The organism is Nonomuraea sp. NPDC052634 (assembly GCF_040678535.1).
Lineage (GTDB): Bacteria > Actinomycetota > Actinomycetes > Streptosporangiales > Streptosporangiaceae > Nonomuraea > Nonomuraea fastidiosa.
This window is the reverse complement of record NZ_JBFATY010000007.1, coordinates 82,761-104,032: the sequence shown is the minus strand read 5'-3', so window position 1 is coordinate 104,032 and position 21,272 is coordinate 82,761. Positions and strand designations below refer to the sequence as shown.

Annotated in this window: 22 protein-coding genes and 4 tRNA genes; 9 read left to right on the top strand and 17 right to left on the bottom strand. The window is 70.9% G+C overall.

What is annotated here, in order from left to right:
* Positions 1 to 90: 90 nt before the first annotated feature.
* The 4 genes from AB0K67_RS27970 to AB0K67_RS27955 all read right to left on the bottom strand — a co-directional run bounded on the left by AB0K67_RS27970 (position 91) and on the right by AB0K67_RS27955 (position 1,619).
* A tRNA-Val gene (locus AB0K67_RS27970) sits at positions 91 to 162 on the bottom strand.
* Positions 163 to 172: 10 nt separating this feature from the next.
* Positions 173 to 243 (bottom strand) — tRNA-Cys (locus AB0K67_RS27965).
* Positions 244 to 258: 15 nt separating this feature from the next.
* A tRNA-Gly gene (locus AB0K67_RS27960) sits at positions 259 to 330 on the bottom strand.
* Between the two features lie 89 nt (positions 331 to 419).
* Positions 420 to 1,619, bottom strand: a complete 1,200-nt coding sequence (locus AB0K67_RS27955) for a hypothetical protein (RefSeq protein ID WP_364066175.1) — start codon at positions 1,617 to 1,619, stop codon at positions 420 to 422.
* A gap of 124 nt (positions 1,620 to 1,743) precedes the next feature.
* On the opposite strand from AB0K67_RS27955, the gene AB0K67_RS27950 reads away from it, so the two are divergent.
* From AB0K67_RS27950 to hutH, 3 genes are read left to right on the top strand one after another with little or no spacing between them, the layout of a single operon-like run.
* Positions 1,744 to 2,295 (top strand): hemerythrin domain-containing protein, encoded by a 552-nt coding sequence (locus AB0K67_RS27950; RefSeq protein WP_364066172.1) that lies wholly within the window; start codon positions 1,744 to 1,746, stop codon positions 2,293 to 2,295.
* 44 nt (positions 2,296 to 2,339) lie between these two features.
* Complete coding sequence (locus AB0K67_RS27945; protein WP_364066169.1) at positions 2,340 to 3,047, top strand: helix-turn-helix domain-containing protein; 708 nt, start codon at positions 2,340 to 2,342, stop codon at positions 3,045 to 3,047.
* A gap of 16 nt (positions 3,048 to 3,063) precedes the next feature.
* A complete protein-coding gene (gene hutH / locus AB0K67_RS27940) occupies positions 3,064 to 4,614 on the top strand; it encodes a histidine ammonia-lyase (protein ID WP_364066166.1) in 1,551 nt (516 codons plus the stop codon).
* Between the two features lie 3 nt (positions 4,615 to 4,617).
* Here hutH and AB0K67_RS27935 read toward each other — a convergent pair whose 3' ends face one another.
* Positions 4,618 to 5,871, bottom strand: a complete 1,254-nt coding sequence (locus AB0K67_RS27935) for a Rid family hydrolase (RefSeq protein WP_364066164.1) — start codon at positions 5,869 to 5,871, stop codon at positions 4,618 to 4,620.
* A gap of 58 nt (positions 5,872 to 5,929) precedes the next feature.
* Between AB0K67_RS27935 and AB0K67_RS27930 the strand changes: the two genes are divergently transcribed.
* The 4 genes from AB0K67_RS27930 (at position 5,930) to AB0K67_RS27915 (ending at position 9,362) form a co-directional block, all read left to right on the top strand.
* Positions 5,930 to 6,847 carry a LysR family transcriptional regulator gene (locus tag AB0K67_RS27930; RefSeq protein WP_364066162.1) on the top strand — a complete coding sequence of 306 codons (918 nt, stop codon included), beginning with the start codon at positions 5,930 to 5,932 and terminating at the stop codon, positions 6,845 to 6,847.
* A complete protein-coding gene (locus tag AB0K67_RS27925; protein ID WP_364066160.1) occupies positions 6,814 to 7,827 on the top strand; it encodes a chorismate-binding protein in 1,014 nt (337 codons plus the stop codon). The genes AB0K67_RS27930 and AB0K67_RS27925 overlap by 34 nt, the downstream gene beginning before the upstream one ends.
* A complete protein-coding gene (locus tag AB0K67_RS27920) occupies positions 7,824 to 8,654 on the top strand; it encodes an aminotransferase class IV (RefSeq protein ID WP_364066157.1) in 831 nt (276 codons plus the stop codon). The genes AB0K67_RS27925 and AB0K67_RS27920 overlap by 4 nt, the downstream gene beginning before the upstream one ends.
* A gap of 237 nt (positions 8,655 to 8,891) precedes the next feature.
* Positions 8,892 to 9,362, top strand: coding sequence for a hypothetical protein (locus tag AB0K67_RS27915; protein WP_364066155.1), 471 nt, complete (start codon positions 8,892 to 8,894; stop codon positions 9,360 to 9,362).
* A 6-nt stretch (positions 9,363 to 9,368) separates the two neighbouring features.
* On the opposite strand, the gene AB0K67_RS27910 is transcribed toward AB0K67_RS27915, so the two are convergent.
* A complete protein-coding gene (locus tag AB0K67_RS27910; RefSeq protein ID WP_364066153.1) occupies positions 9,369 to 10,973 on the bottom strand; it encodes a hypothetical protein in 1,605 nt (534 codons plus the stop codon).
* Positions 10,974 to 11,194: 221 nt separating this feature from the next.
* Between AB0K67_RS27910 and AB0K67_RS27905 the strand changes: the two genes are divergently transcribed.
* Positions 11,195 to 11,734, top strand: coding sequence for a DUF305 domain-containing protein (locus tag AB0K67_RS27905; RefSeq protein ID WP_364066151.1), 540 nt, complete (start codon positions 11,195 to 11,197; stop codon positions 11,732 to 11,734).
* Between the two features lie 75 nt (positions 11,735 to 11,809).
* On the opposite strand, the gene AB0K67_RS27900 is transcribed toward AB0K67_RS27905, so the two are convergent.
* Entirely contained in the window at positions 11,810 to 12,226 is a 417-nt protein-coding gene (locus tag AB0K67_RS27900; protein WP_103958541.1) for an SsgA family sporulation/cell division regulator, read from the bottom strand.
* A gap of 463 nt (positions 12,227 to 12,689) precedes the next feature.
* Between AB0K67_RS27900 and AB0K67_RS27895 the strand changes: the two genes are divergently transcribed.
* A tRNA-Val gene (locus AB0K67_RS27895) sits at positions 12,690 to 12,764 on the top strand.
* A 380-nt stretch (positions 12,765 to 13,144) separates the two neighbouring features.
* Here AB0K67_RS27895 and AB0K67_RS27890 read toward each other — a convergent pair.
* The 10 genes from AB0K67_RS27890 to AB0K67_RS27845 all read right to left on the bottom strand — a co-directional run bounded on the left by AB0K67_RS27890 (position 13,145) and on the right by AB0K67_RS27845 (position 21,192).
* On the bottom strand, positions 13,145 to 14,293 hold the full coding sequence (locus tag AB0K67_RS27890; protein WP_364066148.1) for a site-specific integrase: 1,149 nt from the start codon (positions 14,291 to 14,293) through the stop codon (positions 13,145 to 13,147).
* Entirely contained in the window at positions 14,293 to 14,514 is a 222-nt protein-coding gene (locus AB0K67_RS27885) for a helix-turn-helix domain-containing protein (RefSeq protein WP_364066146.1), read from the bottom strand. The genes AB0K67_RS27890 and AB0K67_RS27885 overlap by 1 nt, the downstream gene beginning before the upstream one ends.
* Positions 14,511 to 15,638: an AAA family ATPase gene (locus AB0K67_RS27880; protein WP_364066144.1), complete on the bottom strand. Its 1,128-nt coding sequence runs from the start codon at positions 15,636 to 15,638 to the stop codon at positions 14,511 to 14,513. Before AB0K67_RS27880 ends, AB0K67_RS27885 begins: the two co-directional genes overlap by 4 nt.
* Positions 15,635 to 16,531, bottom strand: coding sequence for a bifunctional DNA primase/polymerase (locus AB0K67_RS27875; RefSeq protein ID WP_364066141.1), 897 nt, complete (start codon positions 16,529 to 16,531; stop codon positions 15,635 to 15,637). The genes AB0K67_RS27880 and AB0K67_RS27875 overlap by 4 nt, the downstream gene beginning before the upstream one ends.
* A gap of 12 nt (positions 16,532 to 16,543) precedes the next feature.
* Complete coding sequence (locus tag AB0K67_RS27870) at positions 16,544 to 16,795, bottom strand: hypothetical protein (protein WP_364066140.1); 252 nt, start codon at positions 16,793 to 16,795, stop codon at positions 16,544 to 16,546.
* A gap of 142 nt (positions 16,796 to 16,937) precedes the next feature.
* On the bottom strand, positions 16,938 to 19,115 hold the full coding sequence (locus AB0K67_RS27865; RefSeq protein ID WP_364066137.1) for a cell division protein FtsK: 2,178 nt from the start codon (positions 19,113 to 19,115) through the stop codon (positions 16,938 to 16,940).
* Positions 19,116 to 19,263: 148 nt separating this feature from the next.
* On the bottom strand, positions 19,264 to 20,217 hold the full coding sequence (locus tag AB0K67_RS27860) for a DUF2637 domain-containing protein (RefSeq protein WP_364066135.1): 954 nt from the start codon (positions 20,215 to 20,217) through the stop codon (positions 19,264 to 19,266).
* Between the two features lie 20 nt (positions 20,218 to 20,237).
* Entirely contained in the window at positions 20,238 to 20,462 is a 225-nt protein-coding gene (locus AB0K67_RS27855; protein ID WP_364066133.1) for a hypothetical protein, read from the bottom strand.
* Between the two features lie 224 nt (positions 20,463 to 20,686).
* The gene (locus tag AB0K67_RS27850) at positions 20,687 to 21,004 is read right to left on the bottom strand and encodes a WhiB family transcriptional regulator (protein ID WP_364066131.1); all 318 of its coding nucleotides are present in this window, start codon (positions 21,002 to 21,004) and stop codon (positions 20,687 to 20,689) included.
* Positions 21,001 to 21,192, bottom strand: coding sequence for a hypothetical protein (locus tag AB0K67_RS27845; protein WP_364066128.1), 192 nt, complete (start codon positions 21,190 to 21,192; stop codon positions 21,001 to 21,003). The genes AB0K67_RS27850 and AB0K67_RS27845 overlap by 4 nt, the downstream gene beginning before the upstream one ends.
* Positions 21,193 to 21,272: the final 80 nt, after the last annotated feature.

Sequence of the window (21,272 nt, the reverse complement as noted above, 5' to 3'; positions counted from 1 at the left end):
CGTCCGCAGGGCGATCGTCTCATCTGCGCGCGGACCGCGCTCGGGTGGAAAAGACGAAGCCCCAGCCGGTGAGGGCTGGGGCCGAGAGAGTGGACGATACTGGGATTGAACCAGTGACCTCTTCCGTGTCAGGGAAGCGCTCTCCCGCTGAGCTAATCGTCCTTTGATACTGAGGTGGCGACGGGATTTGAACCCGTGTGGACGGCTTTGCAGGCCGCTGCCTCGCCTCTCGGCCACGCCACCGAGCCGGAAGCTCCGAGCGGAAGACGGGATTCGAACCCGCGACCCTCACCTTGGCAAGGTGATGCTCTACCCCTGAGCCACTTCCGCGTGTCGCCCCGGTCGCTGCCGGGTGACGAAGAGAACTCTAGCGAATTCCGGCCGAGTCCCCAAACTGAAATCCTGCGAGCAGGTCACGGCTAGGGCGTGAGCCGTACGCCGACCGGGTGCGGACCCTCCGTCTCCAGCCGGTACTCCCGCCCGGAGATGGCCCGGTTGTCCTCGATCACCCGCTCCGACGGCGGCTCCTCGCCGCCCATGACGGCCTGCTGCATCCGGGTGAACCGCTCGTGCGCCTCGCGTACGTAGCCGGTGCCCAGGGTGGTGACGTCCACCTGGGTCGTGAGCAGGTCGCGGATGTAGCCCTTGTTCGACTCGAACGTCACGGGCGGCGGCAGCGCGGGCGCGAGCACCTGCTCGGGGTCGCGCCCGTCGAACCGCTTGAACAGCTCGCCGGCCAGCCGCAGGTGCTCCAGCTCCATGCCGAGATGCAGCTCCCAGATCGCGCGCACCCTGGGGTCGGTCTCGGTCTCCATGAACGAGTGGTACAGGTAGCACTCGTTGAACTCGTGGTTGAGCAGCATCTCCCACCAGCTCTCGCCCGGATCGACCAGCGACTCGTAGTGGGTGACGTGCTCCTCCTCCACCATGCCGATCTCCTGGTAGAGCTGCCGCGCGATCGGCTCCATGTGGAGGGGGCCGACGTTCATGTAGAAGTTCATCGTCTGCTGCTCGGCCGCCGTGATCGTCAGCGCGTGCAGCCGCGACAGCGGCTCGGTGCGGGAGCGCTCGTAAGGCCGGCGCACGTTGTCGACGGGGTCGCGATGGTGCAGGTACGTCGGCCGCCCCGGCATGACCTCGGTGAGCCGGTCGACGATCTTGTCCGCCTTGCGGTGCTCGATCATCTCGTACAGGTTGGCGTACCGGTAGAGGTGGTCGAAGTCCTCCAGCACGCCGAACTGGTACGCCTGCTTGAGGTAGGGGTCGGGCTCCATCCGCGCCACCCACGCCGTCAGATCGACCGCGACCTGCTCGTAGGCGATCGTCGTCTCCAGCACCGACGACGAGCCGGGCAGCAGCCAGTTCACGGCCTTCTGCTGCTGGGACTCGATGTAGCGGACCTGCACGAGCCGCCGCTTGACGTCCGGGTCCGAGCAGTGCCTGGCCGCGTGATGGCTGAACATGACGGCCTCGACCTCGATGCCGTTCATCGTGATGATCCGGCAGCGGGTGTACGGATCCGCGGCGTCCGGGTCGATCGGTGTGACGTTCAGCTCCCGCCAGTTGCGCAGTTGCTCGTCCAGCGGGATACCCCGCTCCTGGAGTGGGTCGAAGGCCATGTCGCAGCGCGTACCCGCGCCGGTGCCCGGCAACCTCCGCGTTCGGTGCGCGAAACGCCCGCGTTCGGTAAGGCGGCGCGTGCCTGCGCGGGGGCGGGGTAGGCCGCTCGACGTGGCTGAACGCGTGGTTGAACACGATGTCATCGATCTCCTGATGGCCCAGCACGGGCGGATCAGGGACCTGTTCGACGAGGTGGAGCAGGCGCCTCCCGACAAGATCGGGGAGGCGTTCGAGCGGCTGATGCGCCTGCTGTCGGTGCACGAGACCGCCGAGGAGGAGATCGTCCACCCGTACGCGCGCAGGAAGCTCGACAACGGCCAGGGCGTGGTGGCCGACCGGCTGGCCGAGGAGAACAGGGCCAAGCGGCTGCTGCTCGACCTGCACAAGGCGGGCGTGGACGACCCGGGGTTCTGGGAGGGGCTGGCGGAGCTGCGCACCGCGGTCACGGCGCACGCCCGCAGCGAGGAGCGCTACGAGTTCACCAAGCTGCGCGCCAAGACGTCGGTGGCCGAGCGGCGCACGATGGCGGCGGCGGTGCGCGCGGCCGAGTCGATGGCGCCCACGCGTCCGCATCCCGGCACCGAGTCGATGACGAGGAACATGCTGCTCGGCACGCCGATGGCGGTCATGGACCGGGCCCGCGACATGATCCGCAAGGCGCTGGGCAAGCGCTGACCCTTCGACGTGCGACGAAATGTCGGCGTACTAGCGTCGCGGACATGGAGTACATCGCCGCTGACGCCGACATCGCACCCGTCGCCGCGCTCATCGCCGAACCCGCGCGGGCCGCGATCCTGACCGCGCTGCTCGGCGGCCGCGCGCTGGCGGCGGGCGAGCTGGCCAGGATGGCCGGGGTCAGCGCCGCCACCGCGAGCGCCCACCTGGCCAGGCTGCTGGACGGCGGGCTGGTCGACGTCGTACGCCAGGGCCGCCACCGCTACTACCGCCTGGCCGGTCACGAGATCGCCGAGGTGCTCGAAGCGCTGGCCAGGGTCGGCACCCGCCCGCCGGTGCGCTCGCTGCGCCAGTCGCGCCAGGCGAGGCTGCTGGAGGAGGCCCGCACCTGCTACGACCACCTCGCCGGACGCGCCGGGGTGGGCCTGCTCGACGGGCTCAAGCGCGGTGGCCACTTCGACGGCCACGGCCTCACCGGTTCCGGGGAGTCGCTGATGTCCCGGCTCGGCGTGGACGTGGCCCGCGCGCGCAGGTCGCGGCGGCTGTTCGCGCCCGAATGCCTGGACTGGACCGAGCGCAGGGCGCACCTGGGCGGCGCGCTCGGCGCGGCCGTCACCGAGGCGCTGTTCGAGCGCGGCTGGCTGCGCAGGGGCAGCGTCCCGAGGGCCGTGATCGTGACCGACGCGGGACGGGAGGGGCTCGCGGAACTCTTCGGAAGTAAGGAGCTAACATCGGGTACGCCGGTTACCTAAGCGAGAGAGACGCACCATGCGCGACAACGAAGTCGTGACCGTCGGCCCAGAACCGCTGACCTTCGACGACGTCATCAAGGTGGCCCGCCACGGCGCCCCCGTACGCCTCAGCGACGACGCCGTCGCCGCCATCGCCGCCGCCCGGCAGCGGGTGGACGAGCTGGCGGAGAGCCCCGTCCCCCACTACGGCATCTCCACCGGGTTCGGCGCGCTCGCCACCCGGCACATCGACCCGGCGCTGCGCGCCCAGCTCCAGCGCTCCCTCGTACGCTCGCACGCCGCAGGCAGCGGCCCCGAGGTGGAGACCGAGGTGGTGCGCGCCCTCATGCTGCTGCGCCTGCACACCCTGGCCACCGGCCACACCGGCATCAGGCCGACCACCGCCAAGACGCTGGCCGCACTCATCAGCTCAGGCATCACGCCGATCGTGCACGAGTACGGCAGCCTCGGCTGCTCCGGCGACCTCGCCCCGCTGGCCCACGTGGCGCTGACGCTCATGGGCGAGGGCGTCGTCAGGGACGCATCCGGCGCGGTGCAGCCCGCCGCCGAGGCGCTCAAGCAGGCCAGGATCGAGCCGGTCGAGCTGGCCGCCAAGGAGGGCCTGGCGCTGATCAACGGCACGGACGGCATGCTCGGCATGCTCATCCTCGCCATCGACGACCTCACCAGGCTCGTCAAGACCGCCGACGTGAGCGCCGCGATGAGCGTCGAGGCGCTGCTCGGCACCGACCGCGTCTTCGCCCCCGAGCTGCAGGCGCTGCGCCCGCACCCCGGCCAGGCGCTCTCGGCCGCCAACATGGTCAAGGTGCTGCGCGACTCCGGCATCATGGCCAGCCACCGCGACCCGGCCGCCTGCACCCGCGTGCAGGACGCGTACTCGCTGCGCTGCGCCCCGCAGGTGGCCGGCGCGGCCCGCGACACGATCGCGCACGCCGCCACCGTCGCCCAGCGGGAGCTGGCCAGCGCCGTGGACAACCCGGCCGTGCTGGCCGACGGCCGGGTGGAGTCCAACGGCAACTTCCACGGGGCGCCGCTCGCGTACGTGCTGGACTTCCTCGCGATCGTGGCCGCCGACCTGGCCTCGATGTCGGAGCGGCGTACCGACCGGTTCCTCGACGTGGCCCGCAACCACGGCCTGCCCGCGTTCCTCGCCGACGACCCCGGCGTCGACTCAGGACACATGATCGCCCAGTACACCCAGGCCGCCCTGGTCTCCGAGCTGAAGCGGCTGGCCGTGCCCGCCAGCGTCGACTCCATCCCCAGCTCGGCCATGCAGGAGGACCACGTGTCCATGGGCTGGTCGGCGGCGCGCAAGCTGCGTAAGGCGGTGGACGGCCTCACCAGGGTGCTGGCCGTCGAGGTGCTGACCGCCGCCCGCGCGATCGACCTGCGCGCCCCGCTGGAGCCCGCGCCCGCCACCGCCGCCGTGGTGCGGGCGCTGCGCGAGACCGTGCCCGCGCCCGGCCCCGACCGGTTCCTGGCCCCCGAGATCGAGGCCGCGGTCCGGCTGGTCGCCGAGGGCGGCGTGGTCGCCGCCGCCGAGTCGGTCACCGGCCCGCTGGACTGACCGCTATCGGTGCGGCAGGGCCACGATCAGGTCCACCTCCAGGCGCAGCCCCGGCATGAACAGCTTCGACACCTCCACGGTCGTGCTGGCCGGGGGAGTGCCGGTGATGTAGCGGCGGCGCACGTCGCGGTAGGCGGGCAGGTCCGAGAAGTCCGTCAGGTACGAGCGGATGAACGCGACGTCCTCCCACCTCGCGCCCTGGTCGGCCAGGATCCGCGAGATGACCTGGAAGACGTGCTCGGCCTGCTCCGCCATGGTCTCGCCGACCACCTCGCCGCGCTCGTCGAAGGCGGCCTGGCCGGAGATGTAGAGCATGTCGCCGACGCGGACGGCGTGGGAGTAGGCGCCGTTCGTCTGCGGGACCGTCGGCGGGTTGATCGGCACCGTCCGGCGCGCGGCGTGGCCGCTCGCCGGTTCGCCATCAGGTGGGCTCGCGGGAACGCCCGCCGAGCCGCTCGCGGGTCCGCTCGCTGAGGGGGCCGCCGCTTCGCCGGCAGGCCCCGTGAGGTGGGACGCGATGGCCGTCAGGTCGTGCCCGCCGAGCCCGGCCGCCTGCGCCTCCTGCAGCCGGGCGCGGGCGGCGGTCGCCAGCGTGGCCTCGGGCCAGGCGGCCAAGCCCAGGTCCTTGGCCGCGTGCGCGAGCGCGTACCGGGTCTCCTGCGCCGGGGTGCGCAGCCGCTCGGCCAGCGCGCCCAGCGGGGTCGCCCCCAGCACGTCCGCCAGGGCGTCGCGGTCCACGCCGTGCGCCCGCGCGTACGCGAACGTCTCGGCGAGCAGCACCTGGGCGGGCACGAGCGCGCTCATGACGGCGAGCTTCATGGCCGCGCCCGACCCGAGCGGGCCGAGCTCGCGCACCTGCCCGAACACCGACAGCACCTCGCGGCAGCCCGACACGTCGCCGCCGGCCAGCACCGTCAGCGTCCCGTCGGCCGCCGGGCCCACGCTGCCCAGCACCGGCGCGTCCACCAGGCCCACCGTCGGCGGCAGCAGCGCGCGCAGCTCGCGCACCGCCTCGGGCCCGATCGTGGACATCTCCACCACCGTCGCGCCCGGCCGCAGCCCGGGCAGCGCCGCCGTCAGCACCTCGCGCACCGCGGCCGGGTCGCTGAGCATGGTGATCACCAGCTCAGCCTGCTCCACAGCGGCGGCCACCGGGACACCGTCCGCGCGCCGCCACGTCGTCACCTTGTGCCCGGCCTCCACGAGCCGCCGGGCCATGGGGACGCCCATGCGTCCCTGTCCGAGAAAAGCAATCACAATCGCGAGTCAAACCGACGGCTTGGTATTCCACCAACAACTTGATTGCATGGCTGCCATGCATGAGCCGAATGCCTTTGACACCGGCACGTTGCAGCTGTTCGACGAGGTGGTGCGCAGCGGTTCCATCACCGCCGCCGCCGAGCTGCTCGGCTACACCCAGTCGGCGCTCTCGCGCCGCATCGCCGCCCTGGAGCGCGCCGCGGGCGGGCCGCTGTTCGAACGCCTGCCGCGCGGCGTCCGCCTCACCCCCGCGGGAGCGGCCCTGCACCGGCACGCCGTCGCCGTGCTCGACCGGCTCGCCCGCGCCGGAGAGGAGCTGGCCGCCATCCACCGGGGCGCGGGCGGGCAGCTGCGGGTCGGCTCGTTCGCCACGGCCAACGTCGCGCTCGTGCCGCGCGCGCTCAAGCGGTTCGCCGAGCGGCGGCCGGGCGTCGAGCTGCGCCTCATCGAGGGGCTCAGCGCGCCCCTGGTCGAACGGCTGCACGCCGGAGCGCTCGACGTTGCCGTCATCAGCGACTACCCGGCGGGGCTGCCGGCCGAGGAGACGCGCGTCGTCCCGCTGCTGGAGGACCGGCTGCTCGTGGCCCTGCCCGCCGGGCACCGCCTGGCCGCCGAGCCGGACGTGGACCTGCGCGACCTGGCCGGCGAGACCTGGATCGAGGCCGCGCCGCGCGGCCAGCCGACGCTGCTGCTCAGAGCCTGCGCGGCGGCCGGGTTCACGCCGCGCGGCGGGCTGCGGGTGGCCGAATGGACGGGCAAGTTCGGGTTCGTCCTGGCCGGGCTCGGGGTGACGCTGGTGCCGGAGCTGGCGGCGGAGGCCGTACCGGCCGGGCTGGTGCTTAAACCCCTCAGGGGTACGGAGCCCGCACGCCGGGTCTACGCGGCCCTGCCCGATACGCCACTGCCCGCGGCGCTGGAACTGGTGGAAATGCTGGGAGAATGGGAGATGTGCACCACGACTACGCCCACTTAGGGCACGTCCTCGCCACCGGACTGCGTGACGTGACCTCCGACCTCGCCGCACTCGACGGCGAGGGCTGGTGGGCCGTTGTCGTCGATTACGAGGGCAAGGTGACGTGCGCCCGCTTCGACCACGTACGCCCCGCGCCCCTGCCCGCTCCCACCAGGCCCTGGCACGGTCCACGCCCGGACCAGTGGCGCAGCTCGCTCGACCGCGCCGCCTACGAGCGGGGCGTCCAGACCATCCGCGCCCTCATCGAGCAGGGCGAGGTCTACCAGGCCAACCTCTGCCGCGTCCTGAGCGCGCCCATCGCGCACGACGCCGACCCGCTCGCGCTGGCGGCCAGGCTCGCCGCGGGCAACCCGGCTCCGTACGCGGGCGTGATCAGCCTGCCCGGTCTGAGCGTGGTCACCGCCTCGCCCGAGCTGTACCTGTCGCGCGACGGCGACGTCGTGGAGTCCCGCCCGATCAAGGGCACCGGCGTCACCGCCGACGACCTGCTCGACAAGGACTACGCGGAGAACGTCATGATCGTCGACCTCGTCCGCAACGACCTCGGCAGGGTCGCCGAGGTCGGCTCGGTCGAGGTGCCCGCGCTCTGCGCGGTCGAGGAGCACCCGGGTCTCGTCCACCTCGTCTCCACGGTGCGCGCCCGCCTCCAGGCGGGAGCGGGCTGGCCTGAGCTGTTCGCGGCGACGTTCCCGCCCGGATCCGTCACGGGCGCGCCCAAGTCGTCCGCCGTGCGCATCATCAATGAGCTCGAACCAGCGCCGCGAGGCCCGTACTGTGGGGCCGTGGGCTGGGTCGACGCCGACCGTGGCAGGGCGGCGCTGGCCGTAGGCATCAGAACATTCTGGATCTCGTCCGGCGAGATCCGGTTCGGCACGGGAGCGGGCATCACCTGGGGCAGCGACCCCGGGCGCGAATGGCTCGAGACCGAGCTCAAAGCAGCCAGGCTGATCGCGCTGGCATCACAGGAGGAATCTGCATGAACGTCCCTGTCTGGGTCAACGGGGAGCTGATCGACCCCGCTCAGGCCACCGTCTCGGTGTTCGACCACGGCCTCATGGTCGGCGACGGCGTCTTCGAGACCATCAAGATCGTCAACGGCAAGTCGTTCGCGCTCACCCGCCACCTCGATCGGCTCACGCTCTCCGCCCAGCGCATGGACCTGCCCGAGCCCGACGTCGAGGCCATCGCCGCCGGCATCGGCAAGCTGCTCGACGCCGCGCCCGCCTGGGAGCTCGGCCGCATCCGCGTCACCTACACCAGCGGCCCCGGCCCGCTCGGCTCCGACCGCGGTGATCAGGGCACCACCACCGTCGTCATCGTGGACGAGCAGAAGCCGTTCCCCGCCACCGCCAACGTCACCGTCGTCCCCTGGCCGCGCAACGAGCGCGGTGCCCTGGCCGGCGTCAAGAGCACCTCGTACGGCGACAACGCCAAGGCCCTGGCGTACGCCAAGCAGCGCGGCGGCGGCGAGGCGATCTTCGGCAACCTGGCGGGGAACCTGTGCGAGGGCACCGGCTCCAACGTGTTCATCGTCCGCGACGGCCGCCTCATCACCCCCACGCTCGCCTCCGGCTGCCTGGCCGGCGTCACGCGTGCGCTGGTGCTCGAATGGTGCGGCGCCGAGGAGGCCGACGTCCCCCTCCAGGCCCTGTACGAGGCCGACGAGGCGTTCCTCACCTCCACCACGCGCGACGTGCAGCCGATCAGGCTCGTCGACGACACCGAGCTGCCGGTCGCCCCCGGCCCGATCACCACCAAGGCGATGCGGATCTTCGCCGAGCGCTCGGCCGCCGACCTCGACCCGTGACGTAGGGCCCTGCCTTTCGACGGCCCCTGCCGCGATCGGCGGCGGGGCCCGATCGGGCCTTGGCACGGGCTGTCGGACATCGGGGGCTTTCGGATATTCCCGAATACGCACCGTTTTCGCATGACCGCTCGGCGGCGCGCTCGCACGGCGTTACGCTTTCGTTGCAGATGACGCCCGAAGCGATGAGGGTTCGCTATGAGTGGGGATGGCGGCGCCTGCGTGCCGCCGATTGCGAAAATGGGCGCGATCGTCACCGTGGAGCGGGTGCTCGCCCGCACGCCCGCGCTCGCCGTGCTGCTACCGATGATCCAGGTCTACGACGTCGGCTGCCTGCTGAACCTCGACGTCGTGGCCCGTAACGCCACCGCGCCTCCAGGGCTCGCGCTCCAGCTCGATTCGGCGTTCTCCGGCGAGGGGAGCACGTCGATGCACATCGTGCTGCGCTACCCGGGCGGCGTCGAGGTCCACTCCGACCATGACCGCGACTGCGCGCCGCCGAACCTGTCCTGGTTCCCCGGCGGCGTACGCGGCGACGCCGCTCACACGCTCTACCACATGCCGCTGTGGCTGCATCCCGTGCCGCCCGCCGAGGAGCTGCTGCTCACCCTGGAGTGGCCGTGGGCCCGCATCGAGCCCACGGCCGTCACGCTGGACGGCGCCGCCATCGCCCGCGCCGCCAAGCGCTCCTCGCCCTGCTGGCCGCCCTAGACCGCCTCAGTACGACTTCTGCGTCTGGACGTTGAAGTCGTCCATATGGACCTTCGCGGCCGGGTCGGTGAGCGGGTCGTCGATCTTCAGCACGTCCAGGCCCGCCCGGATGTCGCTGGAGTAGATGTAGCCGTTGTAGTAGTACGCCGACCACGAGCCCGCGATGCCCTCACCCGGGTAGGGGCCGCGGTCGAAGAAGCCGATCTCCTTCGGGGCGGACGAGTCGGTGAAGTCCCAGATCGACACCCCGCCCTGGTACCACGACTGCACCATGACGTCCTTGCCGGGCACCGGGATGAGCGAGCCGTTGTGCGCGACGCAGTTCTCGCTGGGCTGCTGCTCGCGAGCGATCTTGAAGTAGCCGCGCCGCTCCAGCCGGCCGTTCACCAGGTCGTACACCGCGTTCGCGCCCTTGGTCGGCGGCGTGTTGCGGTCGCAGGTGGCCTGGTTGCCGCCGCCCAGCTCGTCGCTGAAGACGACCTTCGTCCCGTCGTTGTTGAACGTCGCCGAGTGCCAGATCTGGAAGTTCTCGGTGTCGGTGAGCCGCTGCGTCACGCGCGGATTCACCGGGTCGCTGATGTCGAGCAGCACGCCGTCGCCGAAGCAGGCCGCCGCCGCCACGTTCTTCTCCGGGTAGGCGGTGATGTCGTGGCAGCCGGAGTCGTAGTCGCTGTTCGCGCGGTCGGGGAACAGGTCCGGCTTGGCCACCACCCTGGCCGTCTCCGGCGCGCCCAGCGGGATCTCCACGATCTGCAGCAGCTCGTGCGGGGCCGGGCAGGTCGGCGAGTCCGGCTCGGGGCCGGGGGAGGAGACGTACACGTAGAGCGTCTCGCCCGCCGGGACCATCGTGTGGGTGTGCGAGCCGCACTCGGTCTGGACGGCGCCGATGAAGCGCGGGCTCTTCTTGTCGCTGACGTCGAAGAGCCGCAGGCCCTCCCACGCGCGTGGGCTGTCGGCCGCGTCGCACTCGGGGCCGCTGCGCGGCTCGTCGATCGACAGCACCAGCAGATCGCCGTGGATCGTCACGTCGTTCTGCTGGGCCGGGCAGGAGACCTGGCTGACCACCCGGGGCTGCTCGGGCCGGCTGATGTCGACGATCGAGAAGCCGCCGAAGTTGCCCACGTACGCGTAGTCGCCCTGGAAGGCCAGGTCGGTGTTGAAGTCCTCGTCGCCGTTCAGCGGGGCGGTCCGCGGGATGTTGGCGACATGCCGGACATTGGGGCTCGTCTGCGGGCCGTTCCCGCCTCTCTGCTGCGTCCTGGGCGGGTTGTTCTGCTGCGTGCCCGGCGAGGCGGGCTCGGAGGCGCCGCGCTCCTCGGCGGGCGCCGCGCCGCAGGCGGCGACCAGCGCCAGGACGACGCTCAGCAGCGTGGCCCGCAGGGTGCCGCGCCGCAGCGCCCGCCTACGAGACGCCCCGCCGCGCGATGCGGGCTCGGACGCGGTCGCCCCGCGGCCGCCGGCCGCGCGGCCGGGCGGCCCGTGGTCTGCGGGCCGGCGTTCGCGCCTGGGCGCGGTCGATTCGCCGCTCGCGGACCTGTGCGCCCCGGTCGTGGCACCCGCTATGACCTCGGCCTTACTTGCTGTGGCGTCACTGCGCGTGGCGTCACGCACTTCGGCCTTACCCCCCTTGATTAAGCGCACTTTGGTCTCGCGCGATTCGGCGAAGATCAACGCGCATCCCCTTTGTCTCGTAGCTCACTATGGAAGCTATGTCAGCAGGTTTGGGGACGCGTGCGGTAATCGTCACGCTTATGGTGGCATTCGCCCTTGCAGGCTGCTTGCAATCGCCCGCCGCTCCGGCGGGGCCGTCACCCGTGGGCACGGAGGCGCCGGTGATCGTGCCGGGCCGCCCGGGGGAGCCCGCGCGTACCGCGAGGCCGGGGGAGCGGGTGGGGCGCACGCCGTCCGGGGTGGTCGCCGCCGACGTGCGCTTCGCCGAGGGCATGATCCCGCATCACCGGCAGGCGCTGGAGATGACCGCGCTGGTCGAGGAGCGTACGACGACCGAGAGCATCCGCGCGCTGGCCCGCCAGATCACCGCCGCGCAGACGCCGGAGATCAGGGCCATGACGAACTGGCTCGCCGGACTCGGCCGCCAGGCCCCCGCCGGTCACGACCACGCGCAGGGGGCCGCGTACGGGATGGCCACCCAGGAACAGCTCAACGCACTGCGGGCGGCCAGGGGCGGCGCCTTCGACCGCTTGTTCCTGCAGCTCATGACCCGGCACCACGAGGGCGCGGTCAAGATGGCGGGCGAGCAGCTCGCCGACGGCCGCGACCAGCGCATGCGGATGATGGCCAAGGACGTGTACTCGGGCCAGAGCATCGAGATCGCGCGGATGCGGCGCCTGCTGGAGTCGCTGCCGGCCTGATCGACCTCATGCACGAGCGACGTCCGGCGCTCCCGGGGGAGAGCGCCGGACGTCTCAGGTCTTCGGTATGCGGGGTCAGGACGGCCAGAGCATGTTGGTCAGCTCGGCGTCCAGGTCCATGTAGTCGGTCTCCCGCCCGGCCGGCACCTTCTCGTACGTCCGGTGCAGGAACTCGGTGAGCGGGGCCAGCGGCACCTCGAACAACGCCTGCCCGAAGGGGGACGTCAGGCTGATGTGCAGGGTGCGCTCGCCGTCGGCGCGCGCCGGCCACACCTGCACGTCGCCGTCGCCGACACGCCGCACGATGCCCACGGTCAGCAACTCGCGGGCGAAGATCCACTCGACCGGTTCGTCGTTCCCTACGTGGAAGGCCATGCGGATGGCGTACGGGTCGTCGGCTGTATAGCTCAGCCCGGCGAGCAGGGGGACGGTCGTACGGTCGGGGACCACAAGCCGAAGGCCAAGCTCGGCGGAGACGGTGGTGCTGTTCATCGTCAGCCAAACCTTTTCGTCGTAGGTCCCCTCTTCGGGGCTTTCACTGCTCTGACGGACTTCGTCCTGAGCTATGACGCGGAACGAAGAAACCCGTAGGAAAGATTCCGCCCCAGGGGCCTTCTGTAACGCACATCACAGCTGGACATTTAGGCATCTACCAGGCTAAACGGCATCAATCGGGTCGTATTTACAAGGGTTTTGCGTGCTGTGGAGCCTGCCCCGGACGCACCGTCCATGAACGTCCCAGGACCAAGATCCTGACCCAAGATCGTGGCCGATGCTTCCCGGACAGGACGATGGTATGCCACACGCCCGCCCCGCCGGTGGGCAACCGCCGCGTTTCACCCGAATCCCTCTGGCTCGGCCTCCCCGGGCCGGGCCCCGGGGGGCTATTGGTTCGCTGTAGGTGCCGGAGTGCGGTATGGTTTTCCCCGTCGGAACCGCGAGGGACCGGCAGGGCGGGCGATTAGCTCAGCGGGAGAGCGCTTCGTTCACACCGAAGAGGTCACTGGTTCGATCCCAGTATCGCCCACCAGCTCAGAGGCCACTTCCCGCTTGGGAAGCGGCCTCTCTTGCTTTCTGCGTGACTATCTGAGTGACTACGCCTCCGGATCTTGCTCTGTCGGAGCAGCCTCGAATGGCCGTGTTCGTGATCCCTAGTTGGGGAGGGTCTCGGTTCGAGTCCGGGGCTTCCACAGGCGGGGCCGTCGCTGCTTGTCTTCTCGTCGCTCCAGAGTTCCGCGATCTTTGGAAGAGAGGTAAGCGGATGGTCTCTGAGGTTCTGAAGCGCAAGCGGTACGCGTCTCTTCGGGTCTCCCTGGCGGTTGCTGGTGTAATGGGCAGCACGTCCCCTGGCTAGGGATCACGAGCAACGATGGCGGCTGGCCATAGCGGGCCAGACCGCCATACAGAGGCCTACTCTTCTCGAAATATCCGGTCCATCGCCACCGCACCACTCTGGAGAACAGGGCGGATCTGTTTGCGGTAGACGGTCTCGGTCACGGCCGTGCTGCGATGGCCGACAAGCCTGGAGATCTCCTCCAGCGGAACGCCGTTGTCAGAGAGCAGTGAGACGAAGCTGTGGCGGAGTTCGCGGGGTGTCCACTCCTTCGGGTCCACGCCTTCCGCGTCCTTGATGGCGTTGCGGAAGTCGCGGCGGACGTTGGCGGCGTCCAGCGGCTTACCCGTGGCCGTTGCGAACACCAGCCCGTTCTCCGACCATGCGTCGCCTTGCTCCCGCTGCTGAGTTTCACGGTGCCGGCGCAGCAGCTCCACGCAGCGCTTCGGAAGGGCAAGAGTACGGCGGGACTTGCGGGTCTTGGTGTCGCCTCCGGCACGTACGGAGCGCCAGACGGCGACGTGCGGAGGGACGGGCGGGTCGGCGTCCGGAGCGCCGTCCAGGTCCACGTGATCCCACGTCAGCGCCCGCAGTTCCTCCGTACGGGCACCCGTGAGCAGCGAGAGCACGATGTAGGCGTACATGCGGGAGCATTCAGCCGCTTTGAGAACGGCCTCCGCCTGGGCGAATGTCAGAGCTTTGGACGGGCGACCGGATTTACCCTTAGGCACCGAACATAGGGCTACGACGTTTCGCTTGACCTTGTCCCGCGCCATCGCTCGTTTGATCGCGCGGTTCAAGCAGCTGTAGAGACTCTGCAGGGTCCGAGTGCTGAGCGTCTTCGCCTTCGCCGCGAGCCACTTGTCCACGTCTTCCGCGCTCAGGTCGCGCAGCTTCCGGGCTCCTAGAGCAGGGATGATGTGGTTCCTGCACAGGATTGTGCAGGTCTTCACGGTGGCCGGATCGCGACCGTTCAGGCCGTGGGCAAGCCAGTCGTTGATCGCGCGTTCCACGGTGTAGTCGGCCGGGGCGATGGCCAGGCCGTCCTCGTAGTCTCGGAGGACCTGCTTCAGCTTCTCCTTGGCCTCGGTCTTGGTCTTGCCGCTGCCTCGCTTCACGATGCGCTTGCCGTTGGGTGCGTAGCCCAGGCTGGCGGTGGCGATCCAGCGTTGGCGTTTGGCGTCCCAGTGGAGGCCGCCGTCTCCTCTGCTGCGTCGCTTGGGCATCAGGCTGCCTCCTCTGCTTCCTTCTCCAGGAGTGCGATGTAGTCGCGGATGGCTTGGGCGGTGATGAGGCGAGCACGGCCTTGCTTGACGGAGCGGAGCCGGCCGGTGCGGATCTGCTCGTAGATGACGGTGCGGCTCATGCGGAGCAGGGACATGACGTCGGTGACGCGGTAGAGCTGGGTGTCGGTGAGCCGGACACTGTCCGGCGCTGAGGTGGTCAAAGGTGGTGCTCCTCGTCGGCGGGGACAGTGGTGACGGGCAGGAGGGTCGGTTGTCCCTCCTGAGTGTGGGCGTTGGTGCTGGTCGTGGGCTGCGCTGGGACGTTCGGGACGGCCGGGACGTCCCCACGCGTGCCGGGTAGGCGGTAGTGGCCGGTGGCGTTCACGCAGAGCTGGCCGTCGGCGTTCATTCGCTGGCAGGTCTTGCGGACGTTCTCGTACGACAGGCCGGTGGCCTCGGCGATGGCCTTGGGCGTGCTTCCGGGGTGCCGGCGGACGTGGCGGATGATGGTGGCCCTGGTGTCGGACAGGGCGTGGTCTTCCGGTGGGCCGTCCAGCAGGTGCCAGGTGCCGGTGGCGGGCTGGAAGGCCATGGCGTACTCGGCCTCTTCGACGTCGCGTCCGGTGACGTGCAGGACGCCGTCAGCGGTGCCTCTGGCGCGTTTGAGGACGAGGGTGGCGTCCGCTGCCCCGGCCAGGCCGTTGGTGCCGGAGACTTCGCTCAGGAAGTCTTCTGAGGCCATCTTGCGGACGTGGTGGATCAGGACGACGGCCACGCCGTAGGTGTCGGCCAGGCGCTTGGCGCGGCCCATGGCGGCGTAGTCGGCGTCGTACGCGGACAGGCCGGGCGGTGCGGTGCCCCGGATCTTGGCGAAGACGTCGATGACGACCAGGCGGGCGTTGTCGTTGCGCTCCAGCCAGCGGGCGATGGCCTCCTCCCCGCCCGCAGGCATGGTCGGGCATGTGGTGGCCAGGGTCAGGTCCTTCGGCGCGGGACGGCCGCTCAGGATCTTGCCCATGCGGTTCTGGAGACGGCGGGCGGTGTCCTCCAGGGCGAGGTAGAGGACCGGGCCGGGCTCCACCTCGATGGACTCCAGGGCCTTGGCGCCGCTGGCGACGGCGATGCCCAGGCCGAGGCTGAGCCAGGACTTGCCGACCTTCGGCGGGCCTGCCAGGAGGCTGAGCCCTTCGGCGATGATGCCGGGGACGGCCCAGCGGGGCTCCGGGAAGGTCATGGCCATGAGTTCGTCGGCGGTCCAGGACGTGCGGAACGGCACAGGTCGGCCCGGCGCGTTGACGGCATCACCGTGGACCAGGCGCAGGTGGGTGCTGCGGTCGTTGGTCATGCGGCCACCGTCCGGGGCCGGCGGGCTCCGGCGCGCAGGCCGGAGGCGATGGTGCGCTGGGCCTCGCGCCAGGGCTGGCCGACCTGCGTGGCTGCCTCCGTAAGCCACGAAGTGACGGCGGCGGCGTCTAGCTCGCCTCCGGCGACGAGCTGGCCGAGCGCGACGGATGCCAGGTAGAGCGCGTTGTTGTGGCCGTGCGGCGGCGAGTCGGTCACGCGCCGCAGCTCGCCGAGGACGGCGGCGCGGATGTACGCGCCGTGGCGGTCGGTGGCGAGGGGCACGGTGATGGGCTTCTGGGGTGGCAGCGGGGCCGGGCGCAGGCGTTCGGCCAGCCAGGACGGGAGCGGCGCGGGCGGGATCTGGTGCAGGACCTCGTAGGTGCCGCTGCCGTGTTCGTCGGTGACGTGGCTGCCGGGGCCGACGACGTACCCGCCGTTGGCGCGGGTGTCGATCAGCCAGCCGAGGCCGCCGGTGCCGCCTTGGGTGTTGGTCAGGGTGACTCCCTCGGGTGCGGTGAAGTACAGGTGCAGGCCGCCGCGCCGGGTACGGACCTGGAAGGTCTCCAGCGGGAGCGGCTGCCCGGCCTCGTCGCAGAGCGCGGCGAGGACGTCGGCGCCGTCCCGGATCCCGGGGCGGTTCCACGGCGGAGGTGGTTGCTCGCCGGGCTTGGGCCGGTCCAGGTCGATGACGACCAGGCCGGACGGGCCTGTGGCGATGCCGATGTTGTACGGGCGCTGCCAGATGCGGCGGATGGTGTCCGGGTCGGTGGTGGTGCGGTGTTGCCAGGCGGTGAAGCCGCGGGGCGGGGTCTTGCCGTTCGGCGCGAGCGGGAAGACGTGCCAGCCTCGGGCGGCGGCCGCGAGGGCGTAGCGGGTGAGGTTCGTCATGGTCATAGGCGGCTCCAGTCAGCGGGTTTTGTCGCGGTGCAGGGCGCGGGCGTGGTTCCAGATGTGGCGGCCGAGCCGCAGGCGCAGGCCCGTGGCGCGGCAGTGCCGGCAGTCGTGGGGGCCGCGTCCGATGCGGTTGGGCTTGCGGCCCTTGCCCTGGCAGGCGCGGCAGGGGCGGAAGGGCCGGATGTAGCACTCGGCGGCGTAACGGACGGCGATGAACAGGCTGATGACGATCAACGTGCTAGCGATGGGCACGACAGGGTCCATGAGTGGCCTCCCGGGCCGTTTTCGGGTGTCGTCGGCCGAGGGCGCTAGCGTGCTAACGCCCTGGCCAGGCGGTGTTCTGGTTGCTAGCGGGGGTGCTAGCGATAGCAGGGCTGGCCGCTATCGCTAGCAGCCCCGGCTGGGCTCATTCGGTGCCGGTTCGGCGGTTGCGCTCCGCGATGGCGTCGGTGAGGTCGTCCAGGCGGATGCCGCGCCGGGTGACGGGCTTTCCGTCGATGCGGCGGCCGATGGCCTGGACGGGTACGCCGTGCGGCTTGAGCGCCGAGGTGAGCTGTTCGGAGGCCCAGCCGGTGTAGAAGTCGGGCCGGAGTTCGGCCAGGCGGCTGCACAGGGCCTCGTTCCAGGCGGCCGTCTCACCTGCCGGCCAGATCTCGGCGAGGTCGGACAGCAGGTCGAACGTAGGTGCGTCGGTGCGGGTCTGGGTGCCTTCCTCCGGCAGGGTGCCGGCCAGGCCGCGTAGCCGCATGGCGCGGGCCACGACCTGCTTGGCCTTGTCGGTGTCCACCTCGAACGAGCGGCGGGCGGCGGGCTTGCCCAGGCCGGACAGGATGCCCCATCCGGCGTCCTTGACCGGCTCGAAGATGGTGGCGCGGTAGCCGTTCTTGTACATCGAGGTGCCGAGGATCATGTCGTTGGCGACCTGATCGGCCACGCTCATGCAGTAGCGGGTGTTGACGTTGCGGGTGATGCCGGTCGGCAGGCTGTCCTTGTCCGGGATCTGCGTGCCGATCAGCAGGATCACGCCCAGGGCGCGGCCCAGCTTGATGACCTTCTCCAGGACCTCCCCGGCCTCCCTGCCGTACTGCGGGTGCAGGAACAGCTCCTGGATCTCGTCGATGGCGACGATCAGCGGGTGCAGGCCCGAGTCCTTCAGCGAGGCCAGCTCCGGGGTGACCTTGTTCTCCGGGGCCTTGCCGAGCTGGGCGTAGTGCGCGATGCGCTTGGAGCGGCGCTCGCACTCCTTGTACAGCCAGCGGATCATCCCGGCGCAGCGGGCGATCGTCTCGTCGTCGAAGCCGTTGCCGTACTCGGTGCAGACCGGCTCCAGAACCTTGAAGTCCCCCACTCCCTTCAGCTCGTAGATACGCAGCTCCGCACGCGGGTCCAGGCTGGCGGCGAGTACGGCCAGGCGCAGGGCGAAGGTCTTGCCCGAGCCGGGCTGCCCGCCCACGAGCCAGTTGCGGAACATCAGGGCGGCGTTGACCGTGTCCATGCGGGGCGTGGTGGCGAACGGGAACGGCTTGAACACGTCCACCGTGCCGTCCTTGAGCAGCGGCCAGGCGGGCTGCTTCATCTGGGAGGCGGGCTCGTAGCCGACCCACAGCGCCAGCCGTCCTGGATGGCCGTCGCCGGGCTCGGGCCAGACCTGGTCCAGCGGCAGCCGCATGCCGGAGGCCAGCCGTCCGCGCCGGGCCACTACGTCGGCGGCCTCGACGCCGAACGGCAGGTCCACCACGGCCAGGTGGCCGGGGCCGTCCCGGTGGATCTCCTGCGGGAAGCTGATGGCGTTCGGGTCCTTGCTGACGGCCTGGTTGATGCCGGCGATGCCGCACGACAGCAGCGCGCGGCGCACCAGCTCGGCCGTCAGCTTGCGATAGCGCGGCCCCTCCGAGACGCGATCGGTGATCGGCCGGTCCGAAGGCCGGCCTGCGCGGGCCAGCAGCGGCACGAGCGCGGCCACCGCCAGCACGCGGCCCCACGCCGGGATGTCGGCCAGCAGGAAGACCAGCAGACCGATCATCACGATGACGGTCAGGGCGGTCACGACCGACCAGCGCCACCGGGACTGGCGCTGACGCTGTCGATCCAGCTTCAGCCACATCTCCGGGTCGTTGTGGTCGGCGGCGTACTGCCGCAGCGCCCAGTTGCCCTCTTCGGCCGTGGCCCAGTGCAGCAGCTTGCCGGTGGCGCGGAAGAACCCGACCGGGGCGTACAGCAGGGCCTTGGCGGCGTACTTCGGAGCGCGGATCGCGTGGTAGCCGGCGACGTACCCGGCGTCCTTCGACGCCCAGACCAGCGCCGTGCGCATGCTGTTCCAGGAGCGCAGGGTGTCCGGGATGATCGGGGCGCGACGCCGCTCGTGGCGGGAGCGGCGAGGCACCTCGTCGTCCGGCGGATCGACCGGCGGTCCGAGGACCGTCCCCTCGATCGCGACCGTCTCGCGGTCGAAGAACTCGTCCTCATCGTCCGCGCGGCGGGAGCGGCGGCGCGCCGCGTCCAGCGGGACGACCTCCCCGCCGCCGGCGGGCGGTCCGTCCTCCTCCGCTGGGTCGTGTTCGTGCTCGTGAGGGTGGTGCGTCATGATGTGTGAACCTCGTGTGCGTAACTGCCGGCGGGGTTGCGGGGCGCGGCCGGAGTCTTGGCGGATGAGGCCGCGTCCCGTACTGGTGTGAGCTGGGACGATGTGCGGTCGGACCGTGCCGGGTCCGTGCGGGCGGTCGAGGCGGTCGTCAAGCGGCCTCCTGTTCGGTCGGACCGGGCTCCGTCCGCAGGCGGGCGAGCAGCGCTCCGGCCCGGTCGGTGGAGATGGATCGTCCGGTACGGCGGACGGCGTCCCTGAGGCGGTCCCGGGTGAGCGGTATGCCGCGTGCCTCGTGGTCGGCGGCGATCTCCCGGCCCAGCGGCATGAGGTCGTCCACCTCCACCGGGGCGGGACGCTGCGCCTTTCGCCGCTTCGGCCTGCGAGTGGACACGGCGGTCAGGGCCGGGCGGGCGGCCGGTGCGAGCCGTACCGTCTCGGCGTGGGCCGGTGCCAGCTCGCCGAGCTTGTACAGGGCGCGCTCGCGGCGCGTGGCCTTGAACCGCCAGAGGCGGCCGTACCGGTCCTGCAGGTCGGTCCTGGCCAGGATGCGCTCACGCTCGCGGCGCAGGGCCTCGGGGTACGAGCGCACCTCCCAGAGCACCATCCGCCGCCACAAGGCGAACGTCGGTGCTGGGGACAGCAGCCAGCGCGAGAGTCGGATGCTGTCGAGCCGGCGGGATGGACTGGCCAGGTCGGCGCGCTTGCGTACGGCGTGCGTGCCGACCTCCACGGCCACCACCCACAGGCCGGGCAGGATCGCGTGCGCGACCACGGCGAACCAGTCGGGCCCCGTGATGTAGGAGGCGACGTTCAGGTAGACCGTGGCGGCCGTGAGCGTCCATGGGATGTATCGCATCCAGCGCACCCGCATGTCCATCCGGGCGAGGACGATGTCCAGCGCGGAGAACACGGCGATGCCGAGATCCACCCCGAGGGGCAGCAGGAAGGCGAGCGGTCCGAACGTGGGCTTGGCCGCGTCCATGACGGTGGCGAAGGAGATCACGAACCCGATCAGGCCCAGCGCGCCGACAGCGGCGGCGGTGACCTCGATCAGGGTCCGTTCTCCATCCGACAGCGGGCGAGTGCCGGGATGGTCGTTCACGGTCGTGGCTCCGTTCGAGTTCAACGGCCCCACCGCCGTCCCCAGCAGCGCGGGCAACCGGGCCGGCTGCACCAGTTGCGCGGTGAGGCGGCCCAGCCTCGGGCGACGGTCTCCAGGGAGTCGCCATGGCGGATGGCGGCGCGGGAGACCTGCCAGAGCCGGTAGCGCTCCTGGCCCGCGCGCACCAGCTCGTTGAAGAGGCCCCCTATGAGGAAGACGGCGAGGTAGGAGATGACGGTGATCATGAATGGCTCCAGTGGTGCTGGTCGGTGGTGACGTTCGAGTCGTGGGTCACGAGCGATCTCCGGTCAGTGATCGGATCGGAAGAGGACACGGCAGAGTCGGCAGGAGGGGCGGCAGCGCGCGCCGTGGATGACGCAGCGCTGGGCCGGACGGCCGCCGCCGCAGCGGCAGCCGAACGGGTCGCCGGAACGCCTGCCGCACTCGCGGCACTGGAAGCGGGCGGCCATCACGCCACCTCATCGGCGCGGTGGCCGGCGACGAAGCTGAGGAGCGGACGTACTTCCCGCAGCTCTTCTGCGGTGTAGCCCGCCCAGACGCCCTCCTCAGGTTCGAGCGCCAGCGCGTACGACAGGCAGGCGGCGCGGGCCGGGCAGCGCGTCTGGCAGACGGCCTTGGCGGTCGCCTCCCGCGTCCATCGCTCCTCGTCGGTCTCGTCGTCGGAGCCGGTGAAGAGGACGGCCATCGTGGAGTCGCACGCCGGTTCGGCGTTGATGAGGTCGTCCAGCAGGTCGGCGGCGTCGTACTCGTCGTGGTGGTCGTTCACAGCTCCACCCCCAGCGCGCGCAGGGCCTGGACGAGGGCCAGGCGGATGCAGGCGGGGCAGATCGGCGGCGACGGCGGCTCGGCGTCCGGCGCGGACTCCTCCACGCCGTCGCACATGAGGCACGTCCATCGCGTGGACTCGGCGAGGTCGGCGGTGACGACCCGCATGGATTCGGACCCGTAGGTCATGATGAGAACACCTCTCTTGAAGGGGCGCCGGGGTGCGGGACTGGTTTGGCGACTAGGGACCGCATCCCGGCTTCTTCGTT